The sequence below is a fragment of the Saccharothrix stipae genome (assembly GCF_054781895.1).
The window spans coordinates 230,919-245,439 of sequence record NZ_BAAGTN010000018.1; the positions used below are offsets into that span (position 1 = coordinate 230,919).

A 14,521-nucleotide genomic window follows, 5' to 3' on the forward strand; every position below is an offset into this window, starting at 1 on the left:
TCGGGCCGCTTTCGCGGTGAGCGGCGGCGGGACCGATCGGTGTCGTCCCGCCGCCACCCGTCACCGCTCAGACGCCCGTGAACCGGAACTGCTGGTTGTGCCCGGAGCCGCACGGGTACTGCTTGAACTGGAGGTTGTCCGACGAGCTGCTCGGCAGGTCGAGGCACTTGCCCGAGTGCCGCGCGACCAACCTGGAGTAGCCGGACCCGACGTCGACCACGGACCACTGCTGGTTCTGGCCGGAGTTGCAGGTCCACTGCACCACGGCCGCGCCGTCGGCGGTGCTGCCGTCGCTCACGTCGAGGCACTTGTTCGAGTGCCGGGCGATCAGCTGCTGGTAGCCGCCACCGGTGGCCTGGAGGCGGAACTGCTGGTTCGAGCCGCTGCCGCAGGGGTACTGCATCAGCGCCGCGCCGTCGGCTCCGCTGGCGTTGGCGACGTCCAGGCACTTGCCGGAGTGCCGCACCGCGATGCGGTTGTAGGTCAGGGCCACCGTGCCGATCGTCCCGGTCGCCGTGTCGATGACGATCCGACCCGCGTTCGACAGGCTCATCGCGGTGTTGCCGGAGAAGGTGATCGGGAGCCAGACGTAGCTGGAGTCGCCCACGGGCCCACCCCACGCGCCGGCCCAGCGGTCGCCCAGGTAGAGGTAGGACGTGGTCTGGCTGCCCTGGATCGGCAGCACGAACGCCGGTTGCGAGCGGAACGTGGTGGAGTCGCCGACGTTCTGCATGGCGCTCCAGGGGCCCGACACGCTGGTCGCGGTGGCGTACTTCGCCTGGTTCGGCGACCACCCCGTGGCGCCGGAGGTCAGCATGAAGTAGACGCCGTTGCGCTTGAACAACGCGGGGGCCTCGCGGTGCCCGCCCGGCCACGGGTTGGCCACCAGTTGCGCCACCCCGCGGTAGTCGGCGGTGAGGCGGTAGATGTGCAGGTCGTAGTTCTCCCGGGCGGCGGAGATCATGTAGGCCGTGCCGTCGTCGTCCTTGAACAGCGTGATGTCGCGCGACATGTGCTGGCCGAGCGGCCGGAAGCTGCCCTGGTAGGTGTAGTTTCCGTCCACTGTGGACGAGTATGCCACCGCAGCCCTGGCCTCGCCGTAGTGCTGGCCGTTCTCCCAGTGCATCCACATGACGTACTGGCCCGTGGAGGCGTTGTAGACGACCTTGGGGCGTTCCACCCAGGAGGTCCGCAGCTCGGCGTGGCTGTTCTGGGTGAGGACGTTGTTGCGGAACTCCCAGTTCTTCAGGTCGGTCGACCGGTAGACCGAGACGGCCCGGAAGAGGTTGTCCGGGTGCCGGTTCTCGCCGAACCAGTAGTAGTGAGCGCCGACCTTGATCACGCCACCCCCGTGCGCCTCGACGAGGTTGCCGCTGGTGTCGGTGAACTGCACACCGACGTCGACGGTGACGGGTGCGGCGTGCGCGGTGCCGCCGGGTAGCAGCAGGGCCGCCAGGACGACGGTCGCGGCGGTCAGCGCCGCACGCCAACGCCTCGGGAACGAGCGGGACATCTGGACTCCCTTGTCCGGCCCACAGCGGGGAAGGAGCCAGCGACCGGCGTGGGCTGGATCGGTGCGCTGGTGCGTCCGAGTGGTGCGTTCCGGCGGCGGAGGCAGCGCGATGTTTGCGTTAACATCGCGGTGCGGAGCAAGTGTGTGAGGTGGGCGGCGCGGGTGTCAAGGGCACACCAGGGCTTCGAGCACCTCCACGGCACGCCGGGCGGCGGGGTTGGCGGCGACGGACTTCTTCACCGCGATGCCGATGCGCCGCACCGGGGTCGGTGACACCACGGCGAGGGTCGTCAGGCCCTCCGGCAGCTCGCCGATGCCCAGCGCCGGCACCACCGTGAGCCCGATCCCGGTCGCCACGAACGAGATCGCGGTGCGGTAGTCGTGCGCCTCGACCACGAACCCCGGGGTGAACCCGGCTCGCGCGCACGCGTCGAGGAGCACCTGGCGGCACGACCCGGTCCGCAGGTCGTTGTCCACCCAGTGCCGGTCGGCGAGGTCGGCCAGCGGCACCTCCGCGCGGCCGGCGAGCGGGTCGTCGGTCCGCACGACGGCGAGGTACGGGTCCTCCGCGAGCATGCGCACGTCCACCGGCCCGGGGTGCTCGACGCCGGCTTCCTCCACGAAGATGCCGACGTCCGGGTCCCCCGGCGTGACGTCGGTCAGCCGCAGGTCCAGCCGGAGGTCCGGGAACTCCGCGCGCAGCACGGCCACGGCCGGCGCCAGCCACGCCGAGCCCGCCGAGGCGAAGTAGCCGATCGACAGGCTGCCGACCCGACCGGCGCGCAGGTCCTCAACCACCCGCTCGACCCGACCCACGGCGTCGAACAACGACTCGGCCTCGGCGGCGAGCACCCGGCCGGCCGCGGTGGGCTCGATGCCGCGACCGGCTCGTTCGAACAGTTGCAGGCCCGTCTCACGCTGCAACGCGGCGAGGTGCTGGCTCACCGCGGACGGTGTGTAGCCGAGCGCGGCCGAGCTCGCGCGGATCGACCCGGTGGCGACGACGGCCCGCAGGACGCGGAGCCGGTGCAAGTCCAGCATGACGGGATCGTACAGTCTGACTGAACAGTCCGACAGAACACATCGCTTGTGCTGTACAGCCGGCGCCCGTGACGATGTCCGGGTGACCCCTCAACTCCAGCCCGCACCGCCCGCGCACGCCGGCGAGGCGGCCACCGACCGGACCGGCGTCGCGAAGGTCGCGGCGGCCGTGGGACTCGCGGTGGTCCTGTGGGCCTCGTCCTTCGTCGCCATCCGCGCCGTGGGGCACGCGCTGTCCCCCGCGCCGCTGGCACTGCTCCGGCTCGGTGTCGCGGCCGCCGCGCTGACCCTGCTGGTGATGGCCAAGCGAGGGGCTCGGGTCCGGCTTTCCCGCAAGGCGTTCCTGCTGATCGCGGCCTACGCCCTGCTGTGGCTCGCCGGCTACACGGTGGCCCTCAACGCCGGCGAGCGGCACGTGGACGCCGGCACCGCGGCGCTGCTGGTGAACCTCGCGCCGCTGCTGGTCGCGGTCGTGGCCGGGAAGTTCCTCGGTGAGGGGTTCTCCCGGCCGCTCGTGATCGGCTCGCTGGTCGCGCTGGGCGGCACGGCGATCATCGCGATGGGCGCCACCGCGCAGCGCGACGGCATCGGGGTGCTGCTGTGCCTGGTCGCCGCGCTGCTCTACGCCGCCGGGGTCATGATCCAGAAGGTCACGTTGCGGCACGTCGACGGGCTCACCGCGATCTGGCTGGGCTGCGTCGTCGCCACCGCCGTGCTGCTGCCGTGGTTGCCCCAGCTGGTCGGCGAGCTGCGGGTCGCGCCGGCGGGCGCCGTGCTCAGCGCCGTCTACATGGGCGTGTTCCCCACCGCGATCGGCTTCACCGCGTGGGCCTACGCGTTGCGCCGCACGGACGCGGGTCGGCTGTCCGCGACGACCTACGCCGTGCCGGCCGTGTCGGTGCTGATGTCGTTGGTGCTGCTGGGCGAGGTGCCCACGGTGCACGGGCTCGTCGGTGGCGCCATCTGCCTGGTCGGCGTGGCCATCTCCCGCAGGCGGTGAGACGGCGCCGGACTCAAGCGTCATGTCGGTCGGGGTCCGACGTCGCCCGGATTGATACCTTCGCGGCATGACCTTCACGCTGGAGCAGCTGCGGGGGTTCGTGGCCGTCGCCGAGGAGTTGCACTTCAGCCGCGCCGCCGCCCGGCTGGCGATGACGCAGCCGCCGCTGAGCAGGCAGATCCAGAAGCTGGAACGGGCCGTGGAGGCGCAGTTGCTGGTCCGGGACAACCGGCGGGTCACCCTCACCACGGCGGGCGAGGTGTTCCTGGTCGAGGCGCGGCGGTTGCTGTCGTTGGCCGAGACCGCCCCGGAGCTGGCCCGGCGGGTGTCGTCGGGTTCCAGCGGCGTGATCCGGGTCGGTTTCACCGCGGCGGCGACCTACGGGATCCTCGGTCGACTGCTGGACGAGGTCGCCGCGCGGCTGCCGGACGTCGACGTCGAGCTGGCCGAGATGGTGACCCGCGAGCAGGTCGCCTGCCTGGTGAACGAGGAGGTCGACCTCGGGCTGGGCCGGCCGCCGTTCGACGACTCGACGTTCGGCTCGCGGTTGCTCTACCGGGAGCGGCTGCTGGTCGCGGTGCCCGGCGGGCACCCCCTGTCGGCACTCGGCCGGGACGCGACGGCCGACGACGTGGTGCGCGAGCCGGTGATCATGCACTCGGCCACCCAGGCGCGCTACTTCTACGACCTGGTCGTGCGGACCGTGCCGATCGCGCCGGAGAACGCCGTGCACACGGTCGGCCAGGTGCTCACCATGCTCTGGCTGGTCGCGGCCGGCCGTGGTGTGGCGTTCGTCCCGGAGTCGGCGGCGCGGCTGCGGATCGACGGCGTCGACTTCGTCCGGCTGGAGACCGCCGTGGCCGAGCCGGTGGAACTGCACCTGGTGTGGCTGAAGGCGTCGGCGAACCCGGCCCTGTGGCGGACGTTGAGCGTGCTGGAGGGCCGCACGCCCTTCGAGTGATGCTCTCCGGGTATCAAGCAATGCGAAACAACTCTTGGACACGCATCACTCGGGCTTCATACCGTGGCTCCTACCACCGTCCGCGTTGCTCCGAACGCCGGATGGACCACCCGGAGCAAGGACGTGGACCCGTGCCGCAGCTCGACCCAGCCGATCTCGCCGACCGACTCGCGTCCGGGCTGCTCTCCTTCCCGGTCACCCACTTCGACGCCGACCTGCGGTTCGACGAGGCCCGGTACCGGGAGCACCTGGCCTGGCAGTCGGGGTTCGACGTGGCCGGGCTGTTCGCCGCGGGCGGCACCGGCGAGGGGTTCTCGATGACGCCGGAGGAGGTGGACCAGGTGGTCCGCGTCGCCGTGGACGAGGTGGGCGGCGCGGTGCCCGTCGTGGCGCCGGCCACCGGCGCCACCGTCGTGGCGGCGGCCCAGGCGCGGGCCGCCGAGGCCGCGGGCGCGTCCGGCGTGCTGCTGTTCCCGCCCTACCTCACCGAGGCCGGTCAACGAGGCCTGGTCGAGCACATCGGCGCGGTGTGCCGGGCCACCGACCTCGGCGTGATCGTCTACAGCCGCGCCAACGCCGTGCTGACCGACGCGACCGTCGCCGAGGTCGCCGACCGCAACCCCAACCTGATCGGGCTCAAGGACGGCGTCGGCGACGTCGAGCGGATGACCCGCACCTACGCCCGCGTCGGCGACCGGCTGATCTACATCGGTGGCCTGCCGACCGCGGAGACCTTCGCCCTCCCGCTGCTGCAACTCGGCGTGAACACCTACTCCTCGGCGTTGTTCAACTTCGTGCCCGAGTTCGCGCTGCGGTTCTACGCCGCGGTCCGCGCGGGGGACCGCGGCGCCGTCTACGGGATGCTGACCGACTTCGTCATCCCCTACCTGGACATCCGCGACCGGGCCCCGGGCTACGCGGTGTCGATCGTGAAGGCCGGCCTGACCGCCGTCGGCCGGGACGGCGGCCGGGTGCGCCCGCCGCTGAGCGACCTGACCGAGGACGAGCTCGCCGACCTCACCACCCTGGTCCGGAAGATCGCCTGATGGCGGACGCCCGCACCCACCCGAGGAGCGCCATGTCGACCGCAGTCCCCTCCCCCGTGCTGGACCGGATCAGCTCGGTGGCGTTGTCGTCGGTGACCCTGCCGCTGCCGACCGGCATCAGCGACGCCAAGGTGTTCACCGGCAGACAGCGGCCGATGACCGAGATCGCGTTCCTGTTCGCCGAGATCCGCACCGAGGCCGGCCTGGAGGGCGTCGGGTTCTCCTACTCCAAACGCGCCGGAGGACCCGCCCAGTACGCGCACGCCCGCGAGGTCGCGCCCGACCTGATCGGCGAGGACCCCAACGACATCGGCAGGCTGTGGACCAAGCTCGTGTGGGCCGGTGCGTCGGTCGGACGCAGCGGCGCGGCCACGCAAGCGCTGGCCGCGTTCGACATCGCCCTGTGGGACCTCAAGGCGAAGCGGGCGGGGCTGCCGCTGGCCAAGCTGCTCGGCGCCCACCGCGACTCCGTGCGCTGCTACAACACCTCCGGCGGCTTCCTGCACGAGACCGTCGACCAGATCAACGACAACGCCACCCGCACGCTGGAATCCGGTGTCGGCGGCATCAAGATCAAGGTCGGGCTGCCCGACCGGCGCGAGGACCTGCGCCGCGTCACCGCCGTCCGCGAACACCTCGGCGACGACGTGCCCCTGATGGTCGACGCCAACCAACAGTGGGACCGACCCACCGCCCAGCGCATGGGCCGGACACTGGAGGAATTCGACCTGGTGTGGATCGAGGAACCGCTGGACGCCCACGACGTCCAGGGACACGCCGAGCTGACCCGGTCGCTGACCACCGCCGTCGCGTCCGGCGAGATGCTGACCAGCGTCGCCGAGCACCACGAGCTGATCCGCGCCGGGGCCGTGGACGTCCTGCAACCCGACGCCCCCCGCGTCGGCGGCATCACCCCATTCCTGAAACTCGCCACCCTGGCCGACCACCACCACCTCCACCTGGCGCCGCACTTCGCCATGGAGATCCACGTCCACCTCGCCGCCGCCTATCCGCGCGAACCGTGGGTGGAGCACTTCGACTGGCTGTACCCGCTGTTCAACGAACGGTTGCGGACCAGCGGCGGCCGGATGCACCTCTCCGACCGCCCCGGCCTCGGCATCACCCTCAGCGAACAGACCCGTGCTTGGACCACCGACCACGCCACCATCGACGCACCCCGGTGACGTCAGGCGGTGATCCACTGCTGGTTGGCGGCGCCGGTGCAGGTCCACTGCCGAACCTCGGCGCCGGGGGCGGTGCCGAAGCCGTAGTTGTCGAGGCAGAGTCCGCTGTGCCGGTTGACCAGCGTGGAGTAGCCGCCGCCCACGGACGTGACCCGCCATTGCTGGACGGCCAGGCCGTTGCACGTCCACTGCTGCACCACCGAACCCGCCGCGGTGGCCCAGTCCTTGTCGTCCAGGCACAGACCGCTGTGGCCGTTGCTCACCTGGAAGTAGCCGTCACCCAGGGGCTGGAGGTACCAGTCCTGGACCGGGAGGTCGTTGCACGTCCACTGGCGGACCTCCGCGCCGGGCGTGGTGACGTGGTTGTAGTCGTCCAGGCAGAGGGCGCTGTGCCGGTTGCGGATCCTCGCCCGGGACGGGCCGCCGGTCTCGCCGGACGGTCCTTGCAGCACGGTGGAGGTGGAGACCGGCACACCGAGGTTCGGCGTGCCGTCGGCGTTCCAGGAGATCTTCTGCACGCGGGTGGTGCGGGTGGTGCCGCAGCCCTGGGAGGCCGAGGAGTTGGCGTGGTAGGCGATCCACGTCTCCGTGCCGTCCGGCGAGGTGAAGAACGAGTGGTGGCCGGGCCCGTAGACGCCGTTGGCGTCGTTGCGCTGGAAGATCGGGTCGGCGGACTTCGACCACGAGCCCTGCGCCAGCGGGTCGCCGCCCCGGTATTCGAGCATGCCGAGTTTGTAGTTGGGGCCGTTGCAGTGGCTGGCGGAGTAGGTCAGGAACGTGCGACCGTTGCGCTGCAACGCGAACGACCCCTCGTTGACCGCGCCGTCCTGCCGTTCCCAGGCCAGGGTGGGCGCGGAGATCCGGGAGCCGAACGCGCCCGCCCGCACCGGGCTCGCCATCGGTGCGATGTAGAGCGACTGGAGCCCGTCGCCGTGGAACGCCGAGAACGTCATGTACAGCGCGCCGTTGAGCTTGAGCAGGCTCGCGTCGATCGCCCACCCGTTGTTCGGCATGAGGTCGACGACGCCGCGGTAGGTGTAGGGGCCCATCGGGTCGGTGCCGGCGCTCTCGGCGACGTGCGTCCGCCGCGGCGCGCCGGACATCTCCACCGAGTAGTAGAGGTACCAGCGGTTGCCGACCATCTCCAGGTGCGGCGCCCACATCTGCGTGCCACCGGTGCGCAGCACGAGCTGCTCCGGAGCGCTCTTCAGGCCGGCGATCGTGGCCGACCGGCGCATGACCACGTCGGACGACCAGGTGGTGGCGACGTAGTAGTAGTTGCCGTTGTACTGCACCAGGGTCGGGTCCGCGCTGTTCGGCGCACCGACGGCCGGGTTGGCGAACGACGGACCGGGCGCGGCTGCCGCCCGGTCCTGGCCGGGGCTCAGCACGAGCCCGGCGACGACGGCGGCGACGAGCGGTAACGCCCGCCAGGCGGTTCCTCGACGTTGAGCGAACAGCACGACCACTCCTCGGGTGAAGGGGTGAACTCCCGCGTCGTCGAACGCGCGCGGGACGGGGCGGTGGCCGGCGGCGCGGGGGACGGGCCGCCGGCCACCCGCGGGGCAGCCCGGTTCAGCAGGAAGAGAACGCGGTGACGGGGCTGGGCACCCGATGTGTTAACGCTAACAGCAGTGCCCGGCCGAGCTCAAGGGGTCATTTGCCGGTGCTGATCAGTCGCTCCACCTGCGAGAACAGCTCGATGTTATCGTTAACAGCTCTGCACAACGGACCGGGACCAGCACTGATACCGGGCCACCCCTGGGCGCGGTGGACAGCCCATCGGAACTCGTGCAGCGAGACCGAATTCCGCCGGTGAGCGGGCAGGGCGTGGCCGCCGTCGTAGCCGACGAGCAGGCGTGAAGATCGTCACGTCGACATACCTTGTGCACAATTCAATCGGGCACTAGCTTTATGGCACCACCCCGAACGAAGGACCGAGGAGAACACGATGACCAGCCAGAACCCCACCGTCGTCCTGGTGCACGGCGCGTTCGCCGACGGCTCCAGCTGGGCCTCGGTGATCGACCGGCTGCGGGCACGCGGTGTCGACGCGCTCGCGGTGAGCAACCCGCTGCGCGGGCTCGCCCACGACGGCGACTACGTCGCGAGCATCGCGAGCCAGGTCGACGGGCCGGTCGTGCTGGTCGGCCACTCCTACGGCGGCCCGGTCATCACGCACGCCGCCGCCAAGACCCCGAACGCGAAGGCCCTCGTGTACGTGGCCGCGTTCGGCGTCGACAAGGGCCAGAGCGCGCTGAGCTCGGTCGAGAGCTTCCCGCCGGTGGAGCTGAACACGTCCCTGGTGCCGCAGGAGTTCGCCGACGGCGAGGGCACGGACACCGAGTTCACCATCCGCCGTGACGCGTTCCCGAGCGTGTTCGCCGCCGACCTGCCGGCCGAGGTGACCGCCACCGCCGCGGTCAGCCAGCGCCCGATCGCGGCCCGCGCGCTCGGTGAGCCGCTGTCGGTCGAGCCGGGCTGGAAGTCGCTGCCGTCGTGGTTCGTGGTCGCGACCGCGGACAACGCCATCCACCCGGACTCGCAGCGCGCCGCCGCCGGTCGCCTGGGCGCCACCGCGGTCGAGGTCGAGGCCTCGCACGCCATCGCCCTCTCCCGCCCGACCGAGGTCGCCGACCTGATCCTCACCGCCGTCGCCGCCATCTCCTGACCCCGCGAGTCGAACGCTCGCGTCCCGCGAGTCGAACATCCAGGACCCCCGAGTTCCACGTTCGCGTCCGTCCCCGCGTTGCCCGAGGCGTCCTGGACGTGGAACTCGGGGGTCCTGAGTGGACGACACGCGGGACGTGGAGGTTCGACTCGCGGGGGGTGGAAGGATCGGCGCTCATGCGGGTGCTGCTGGTGGAGGACGACGAGCCGATCGCCGAATCGCTCACGCGGGGATTGGGCCGGTACGGGTTCGACGTCGAGTGGGTGCGCACGGGGGCCGAGGCGCTGGCGGCGGGGCCGACCGACATGGTGCTGGTCGACCTCGGCCTGCCCGACATGGACGGGCTGGACGTGTGCCGGGAGCTGCGCGCCCGCGGTGACGTGCCGATCATCGTGATCAGCGCGCGGGCGGACGAGACGGACCGGGTGGTCGGGCTGGAGATCGGCGCGGACGACTACGTGTCCAAGCCGTTCGGGGTCCGCGAGGTGATCGCGCGGATGCGCGCGGTGCTGCGCCGGGTCCGGCCCGCGATGGCCCAGCCGGACCCCACCCGCCCGGATCCGGCGCGGCCGGGCCGGATCGCGATCGACCGGCGGGCACGGCGGGTGCACGTCGACGGCGTCGAGGTCGCCCTGACGCCCAAGGAGTACGACCTGCTGGTGTTCCTGGCCGAGGCGCCGGGCGCGGTGTTCACCCGGGAGCAGATCATGGAGGCGGTGTGGGACGCCAACTGGTTCGGCCCGACCAAGACCCTGGACGTGCACGTGGGCGCGCTGCGCCGCAAGCTCGGTGACGCGGTCGCCGTGGAGACCGTGCGCGGGGTCGGGTTCCGGTTGGTGCTGACGTGATCCGGCAGCTCGTCGCGAGCTACGTGCTGCTGGTGCTGGTGGCCATCGCCGCGTTCACCGTCCCGGTCGCGTTCACGCTCACCGACCAGCTCTACCGGGACGAGGAGAACTCCGCGCGCCGGGAGGCGGAGACGGCCGCGCTGCTGCTGGCCGCCGCCGACGCGCCGTCCCGGCAGGCGCTGGCCCGGCTGGTGGACGCCTACCAGCGGCAGACGCCCGGCCGGTTGGACGTGCTGTCCGCCGCACGCACCGCCGTGGACCCGCTGCCGCTGCCCGCCGCCGTGGACGACCCGGCGTTCACCGACGCGTTGCACGGCCGGGAGTCGCTGCGCTGGGGCGAGGCCGGGGCGTTGGGCGCGGAGGGCCTCGTGCTGGCGGTGCCCGCCAGGGCCGCGGACGGCACGGTCGTCGGCGCGGTCCGGATCAGCTACCCGTCCGGACCGCTGAGCACCCGGTTGTGGCAGATCTGGGGTTTCCGAGCCGCCTTGGCGGTGACCGTGCTCGTCGCTGCGGCGGTGGTCGGCTTCCTGCTGGCCCGGCGGCTCACCCGCCCGCTGCGCGAGCTCAACCGGATGGCGGGCAGGCTGCGCGACGGCGACCTCACCGCCCGGGTCGAGGAGACCGGCCCGCCGGAGACCCGGACCCTGGCCGGCACCCTCAACACCGCGACCGAGACCATCGGCACCCTCGTCGGCTCGCAGCGCGCGTTCATCGGCGACGCCTCCCACCAGCTCCGCACCCCCTTGACCGCGTTGCGCCTGTCGCTGGACAACATCGCCGACGGCGTCGACGACCCGTACGTGCGCGAGGACGTCGACCACGCCACCGCCGAGGTCGTGCGGATGAGCAGGCTGGTCAGCGGGCTGCTCGCGCTGGCCAGGGCCGAGTCCACGGTCGCCGCGCCGGAACCGGTGCGGATCGTGGACGCCGTCGCCGACCGGTTCGACGCCTGGCGCGCCGCCGCCGAGGAGCGCGGCATCCGGCTGCGGCAGGACGCCGCCGACCCGGACCTGCGCGCCCTGACCGGCCACGGGCACCTGGAGCAGGTGCTCGACAACGTGCTGTCCAACGCGCTCGCCGTGTCCCCGGACGACGCCACGATCACTGTGCGGAGCAGGCGGGAGGCCCGCGGCGCGGTCATCGAGGTGGTCGACCGGGGGCCGGGCCTGGCCCCGGCGGATCGCGGACGGGCGTTCGACCGGTTCTGGCGTGGTCCGGGGCTGACGGGCCGCTCCGGCTCGGGCCTCGGGCTCGCCATCGTCAAGCAGCTGGTGGCCGACGACGGCGGTTCCGCGAGCCTGCACGAGAACGAGCACGGCGGGCTGTGCGTCCGGATCGTGCTGCGGGCCGCCTGATCCGGTGCTACTCGGGCATGGCCGACGAGTGGTGGTTGACGATCAGCCACTTCCCGTCGATCCGCTCGTAGGCGAACGTGTAGCGGGCGTCGACCTTCGTGCCGTTCGCGGCGAGCGTGAAGCGGTAGACGCCGGCGTCGATCGCGGCGTCCGGGCCGAGTACCGCCACGTGCGACTCCAGGACCTCGCCGGACGGCTTGTTCGCCAGGAAGTGCTCGAAGTAGTCGACGATCTCGGCGCGGTCGGAGCGGACGTTGTTCGACAACGTGGGCAGCAGCACGGCGTCGGGCGCGTAGAGGTCGGCGACCCGCTGCGGGTCCCCCGTGGCCAACGCCCGGTTCCAGTCGCCGAACAACGCCTGCACCTCCGGCGTGGCGGGCCGTGCGGCGGCGGTGGTGGTGGCCGCGGTCGACTGCTCGTCGCCGGCGGCGGTGCCGCACCCGGTCAGCGCGGCGGTCAGGGCCGTCGTCACGGCCACTGCGGCGATCGCGGCGGAACGACCACTTCGGACGTTGCTCATCGTCATCTCCTGGAGGTGGTGCGGGTGTCGCGTTCCACTTTCGTGTGACGTGTGGAAGCGGCGGCACAGCAGGAGGACAACGAGGAGCAAGGGTTCCGCCAAAAAGGACGGCGTGGCCGACCGGGGTCGGCCACGCCGTGTCGACCGGCCGGCTGTCAGCCGATCCTGCCGACGCCCGCGCCCGCCGTGACGAGGGCCTTCACGCCGTTCGGGTCGTCCAGGGCGTAGGAGTAGTAGTCGCGCGGCTCCTGCACGGTGCCGCCGCAGTCGGGTTGCCCCGACTCGCCGACGAACACGTTGTCGCGCGCCACGCACCGCCCGGTGGGTCCGGCGTAGCTGTTGCTCACCGGTTCCTCGACGTCCTCGAAGTAGTTGCCCTCCACCACGCAGCCCGAGTTCGCCTGGCACGCCACGCCGACGTCGGTGTTGTAGACGTAGTAGTTGTTGAACACGTGCACCGGCTCGCCGAACCGGACGCGCGGGTTGCGCTGCGGTGTCCGGTCGAACCAGTTGTGGTGGTAGGTGACCTTCAGCCGGCCGACGTCCTGGGCGCCGTTGCCGTCGTCGTGGCCCAGCAGCATGTTCTTGGTGTGGTTGTGGGTGTGGTTCCAGGACACGGTGACGTAGCTGGAGCCCCGCTTGATGTCGATCGCGCCGTCGTAGCCCGCGGACAGGTCGTTGTGGTCGATCCACACGTGGTGGGAGAACATCTGCACGTTGATCGCGTCGTCGGCCCAGTTGCGGAACACCAGGTTGCGGACGATGACGTTGTGCACCGCGTCGGCGGGCGGCGAGGTGACGTCGGAGACCGGCAGGCCGATGTTCAGCCCGCCGCCGGTGAGGCCGGAGGTCGAGCCGATGCCGACGATCGTCTTGTCCGACGTGACGTCGTGCATGGGGCCGGGCAGCGCCAGCATGCCGCGCACGCAGATGTTGAGCGGACCGGTCTGGGCGATCGCGGCGAGGAACTCCGCGGCCGTGTCGACCTCGATCGTGGGTCCGCCCGCGCCGCCCGTCGTGCCGCTCTGGCCCCACGCGGTGACCGAGGCGAACCCGGCCGGCCTGCCCGAGGTGGCGCAGGAGCCGGGCTGCTGCGAGGTGGTGGTCGTCGTCGTAGTGCTTGTGGGTCCGCCGGGTCCGGGTACGTCGGTCACCAGCACGTCGTCGAAGGACGCCGCGGCGTAGTGGGTGGCCAGGCCGACCCGGCCGCTGCCGAAGGTGGCATCGGTGGCGGTCACCACCGCGGCGCCGTTGACGAAGCCGCGCAACGTGCTGCCGAACGCCTCCAGCCGCACGGTGTGCCACGCGCCGACGGTCACGGCGACGGGCGCGGAGGCCAGGGCGGTGAACCCGCCGCCGACCCGCTTGCCGAGCACCGCGGTGCCCGCGTTGGTCAGGCCCAGGTAGTAGTAGTTGCCCGTGTTCTGCACCCGGGCCGTCACGGCGACGTGCCGGTTCGCGCCGTTGAACGCGGTCGGCTTGACCCTGGCCTGGACCGACTGGCCGGACCAGACCGCGCCCGCCGACGCCCTCGCGTCGGAGCTGGTGCCGGACTGCCGCCAGACCCGCGAGCCGTCGGCCACCACCGACCAGCTGCCGCCGCTGCCGCTCCAACCGGTCGAGTTGCCGTCCTCGAAGTCGTCACCGAACAACGTGGCGGCCGCCGCGGACGGCACCAGCAAAACCGCCACCGCGAAGATGAATACGCTCGCCACCGCGGCGAGCGACGCTAATCTGCCGTGCTTGCTCAAGGAAGCCTCCTACTGCTGGACCGGGCGTTTCGCGCCCGATTCCGTCGACCTTTCGGCGTTCACGGTGGTGAATGGGTTCACGCTGGTGAACGCGGGTGTGCACGCGTTCGGGCGACGGCTGCCGACAAACGGAGGCGGCGGTTGGCGGCACGCTCTCGAAAGTGCTTCGAATCCTTGCGGCGAAGGTAGAGCTTCGTTTCCGGGACGTCAACGCCGGAGCCCGCGGCGGACTGTCCGAACGGCCGGACGGCGGATATTCAGGGGCCGTCGACCGGGATGGTGTCCAACACCGATTCGGCGATGGTGCGGGCCGGTTCCTGGTAGGCGAGGGCGAGGGTGTGGAAGAGGTGTTGGGCGCGGATGGCGGGCCAGTCGTGGGGTAGGTGTTGGGCGGGGAGTCGGGGGTCCTGTCGGACGAGGTGGAGCCATTCGGTGTGGAGGAGGAGTTGTCTGGCGAGGTCGTCGGGTGCGTGGGGCAGTGGTTGGTGGTGGTCCCAGCGGTGGAGGAACGCCTGGTAGCGGTGGGCGATGGCGGGGATGTCGAACGCGGTGTGGACGATCTGGTCGGCTTCGGTGGGTTTGGCGGTGTGGGCGGTGAAGACGTTGAGGTGGTGGGTGGGGTCGAGGTGGA

General features: G+C 71.5%; 13 protein-coding genes. 7 read left to right on the forward strand and 6 right to left on the reverse strand.

The window, feature by feature from the left end:
- Window positions 1-67: 67 nt before the first annotated feature.
- Both ACYVLT_RS34440 and ACYVLT_RS34445 read right to left on the reverse strand, forming a co-directional pair.
- Window positions 68-1,513, reverse strand: a complete 1,446-nt coding sequence (locus ACYVLT_RS34440; RefSeq protein ID WP_461124338.1) for an RICIN domain-containing protein — start codon at window positions 1,511-1,513, stop codon at window positions 68-70.
- A 165-nt stretch (window positions 1,514-1,678) separates the two neighbouring features.
- The gene (locus ACYVLT_RS34445) at window positions 1,679-2,554 is read right to left on the reverse strand and encodes a LysR family transcriptional regulator (RefSeq protein ID WP_461124339.1); all 876 of its coding nucleotides are present in this window, start codon (window positions 2,552-2,554) and stop codon (window positions 1,679-1,681) included.
- Window positions 2,555-2,636: 82 nt separating this feature from the next.
- On the opposite strand from ACYVLT_RS34445, the gene ACYVLT_RS34450 reads away from it, so the two are divergent.
- The 4 genes from ACYVLT_RS34450 (at window position 2,637) to ACYVLT_RS34465 (ending at window position 6,745) form a co-directional block, all read left to right on the forward strand.
- On the forward strand, window positions 2,637-3,554 hold the full coding sequence (locus ACYVLT_RS34450) for a DMT family transporter (protein ID WP_461124340.1): 918 nt from the start codon (window positions 2,637-2,639) through the stop codon (window positions 3,552-3,554).
- Window positions 3,555-3,621: 67 nt separating this feature from the next.
- Window positions 3,622-4,515, forward strand: coding sequence for a LysR family transcriptional regulator (locus ACYVLT_RS34455; RefSeq protein ID WP_461124341.1), 894 nt, complete (start codon window positions 3,622-3,624; stop codon window positions 4,513-4,515).
- A 131-nt stretch (window positions 4,516-4,646) separates the two neighbouring features.
- Window positions 4,647-5,561 carry a 5-dehydro-4-deoxyglucarate dehydratase gene (gene kdgD, locus ACYVLT_RS34460; protein WP_461124342.1) on the forward strand — a complete coding sequence of 305 codons (915 nt, stop codon included), beginning with the start codon at window positions 4,647-4,649 and terminating at the stop codon, window positions 5,559-5,561.
- A 32-nt stretch (window positions 5,562-5,593) separates the two neighbouring features.
- Window positions 5,594-6,745, forward strand: coding sequence for an L-talarate/galactarate dehydratase (locus ACYVLT_RS34465; RefSeq protein WP_461124343.1), 1,152 nt, complete (start codon window positions 5,594-5,596; stop codon window positions 6,743-6,745).
- 2 nt (window positions 6,746-6,747) lie between these two features.
- Here the strand turns inward: ACYVLT_RS34465 and ACYVLT_RS34470 are convergent, their stop codons facing one another.
- On the reverse strand, window positions 6,748-8,208 hold the full coding sequence (locus tag ACYVLT_RS34470) for a family 43 glycosylhydrolase (RefSeq protein ID WP_461124344.1): 1,461 nt from the start codon (window positions 8,206-8,208) through the stop codon (window positions 6,748-6,750).
- Between the two features lie 488 nt (window positions 8,209-8,696).
- Between ACYVLT_RS34470 and ACYVLT_RS34475 the strand changes: the two genes are divergently transcribed.
- From ACYVLT_RS34475 to ACYVLT_RS34485, 3 genes are all read left to right on the forward strand, one after another.
- Window positions 8,697-9,416 (forward strand): alpha/beta fold hydrolase, encoded by a 720-nt coding sequence (locus tag ACYVLT_RS34475; protein ID WP_461124345.1) that lies wholly within the window; start codon window positions 8,697-8,699, stop codon window positions 9,414-9,416.
- 176 nt (window positions 9,417-9,592) lie between these two features.
- Window positions 9,593-10,264: a response regulator transcription factor gene (locus ACYVLT_RS34480; protein WP_461124346.1), complete on the forward strand. Its 672-nt coding sequence runs from the start codon at window positions 9,593-9,595 to the stop codon at window positions 10,262-10,264.
- The gene (locus ACYVLT_RS34485; protein WP_461124347.1) at window positions 10,261-11,619 is read left to right on the forward strand and encodes a HAMP domain-containing sensor histidine kinase; all 1,359 of its coding nucleotides are present in this window, start codon (window positions 10,261-10,263) and stop codon (window positions 11,617-11,619) included. Before ACYVLT_RS34480 ends, ACYVLT_RS34485 begins: the two co-directional genes overlap by 4 nt.
- A gap of 7 nt (window positions 11,620-11,626) precedes the next feature.
- Here the strand turns inward: ACYVLT_RS34485 and ACYVLT_RS34490 are convergent, their stop codons facing one another.
- The 3 genes from ACYVLT_RS34490 to ACYVLT_RS34500 all read right to left on the reverse strand — a co-directional run.
- A complete protein-coding gene (locus tag ACYVLT_RS34490) occupies window positions 11,627-12,139 on the reverse strand; it encodes an SgcJ/EcaC family oxidoreductase (RefSeq protein WP_461124348.1) in 513 nt (170 codons plus the stop codon).
- Between the two features lie 155 nt (window positions 12,140-12,294).
- Window positions 12,295-13,890: a pectate lyase family protein gene (locus ACYVLT_RS34495; RefSeq protein ID WP_461124349.1), complete on the reverse strand. Its 1,596-nt coding sequence runs from the start codon at window positions 13,888-13,890 to the stop codon at window positions 12,295-12,297.
- A gap of 257 nt (window positions 13,891-14,147) precedes the next feature.
- Window positions 14,148-14,521, reverse strand: a 374-nt coding sequence (locus ACYVLT_RS34500; protein ID WP_461124350.1) for a PaaX family transcriptional regulator C-terminal domain-containing protein, incomplete at its 5' end; no start/stop codon positions are given.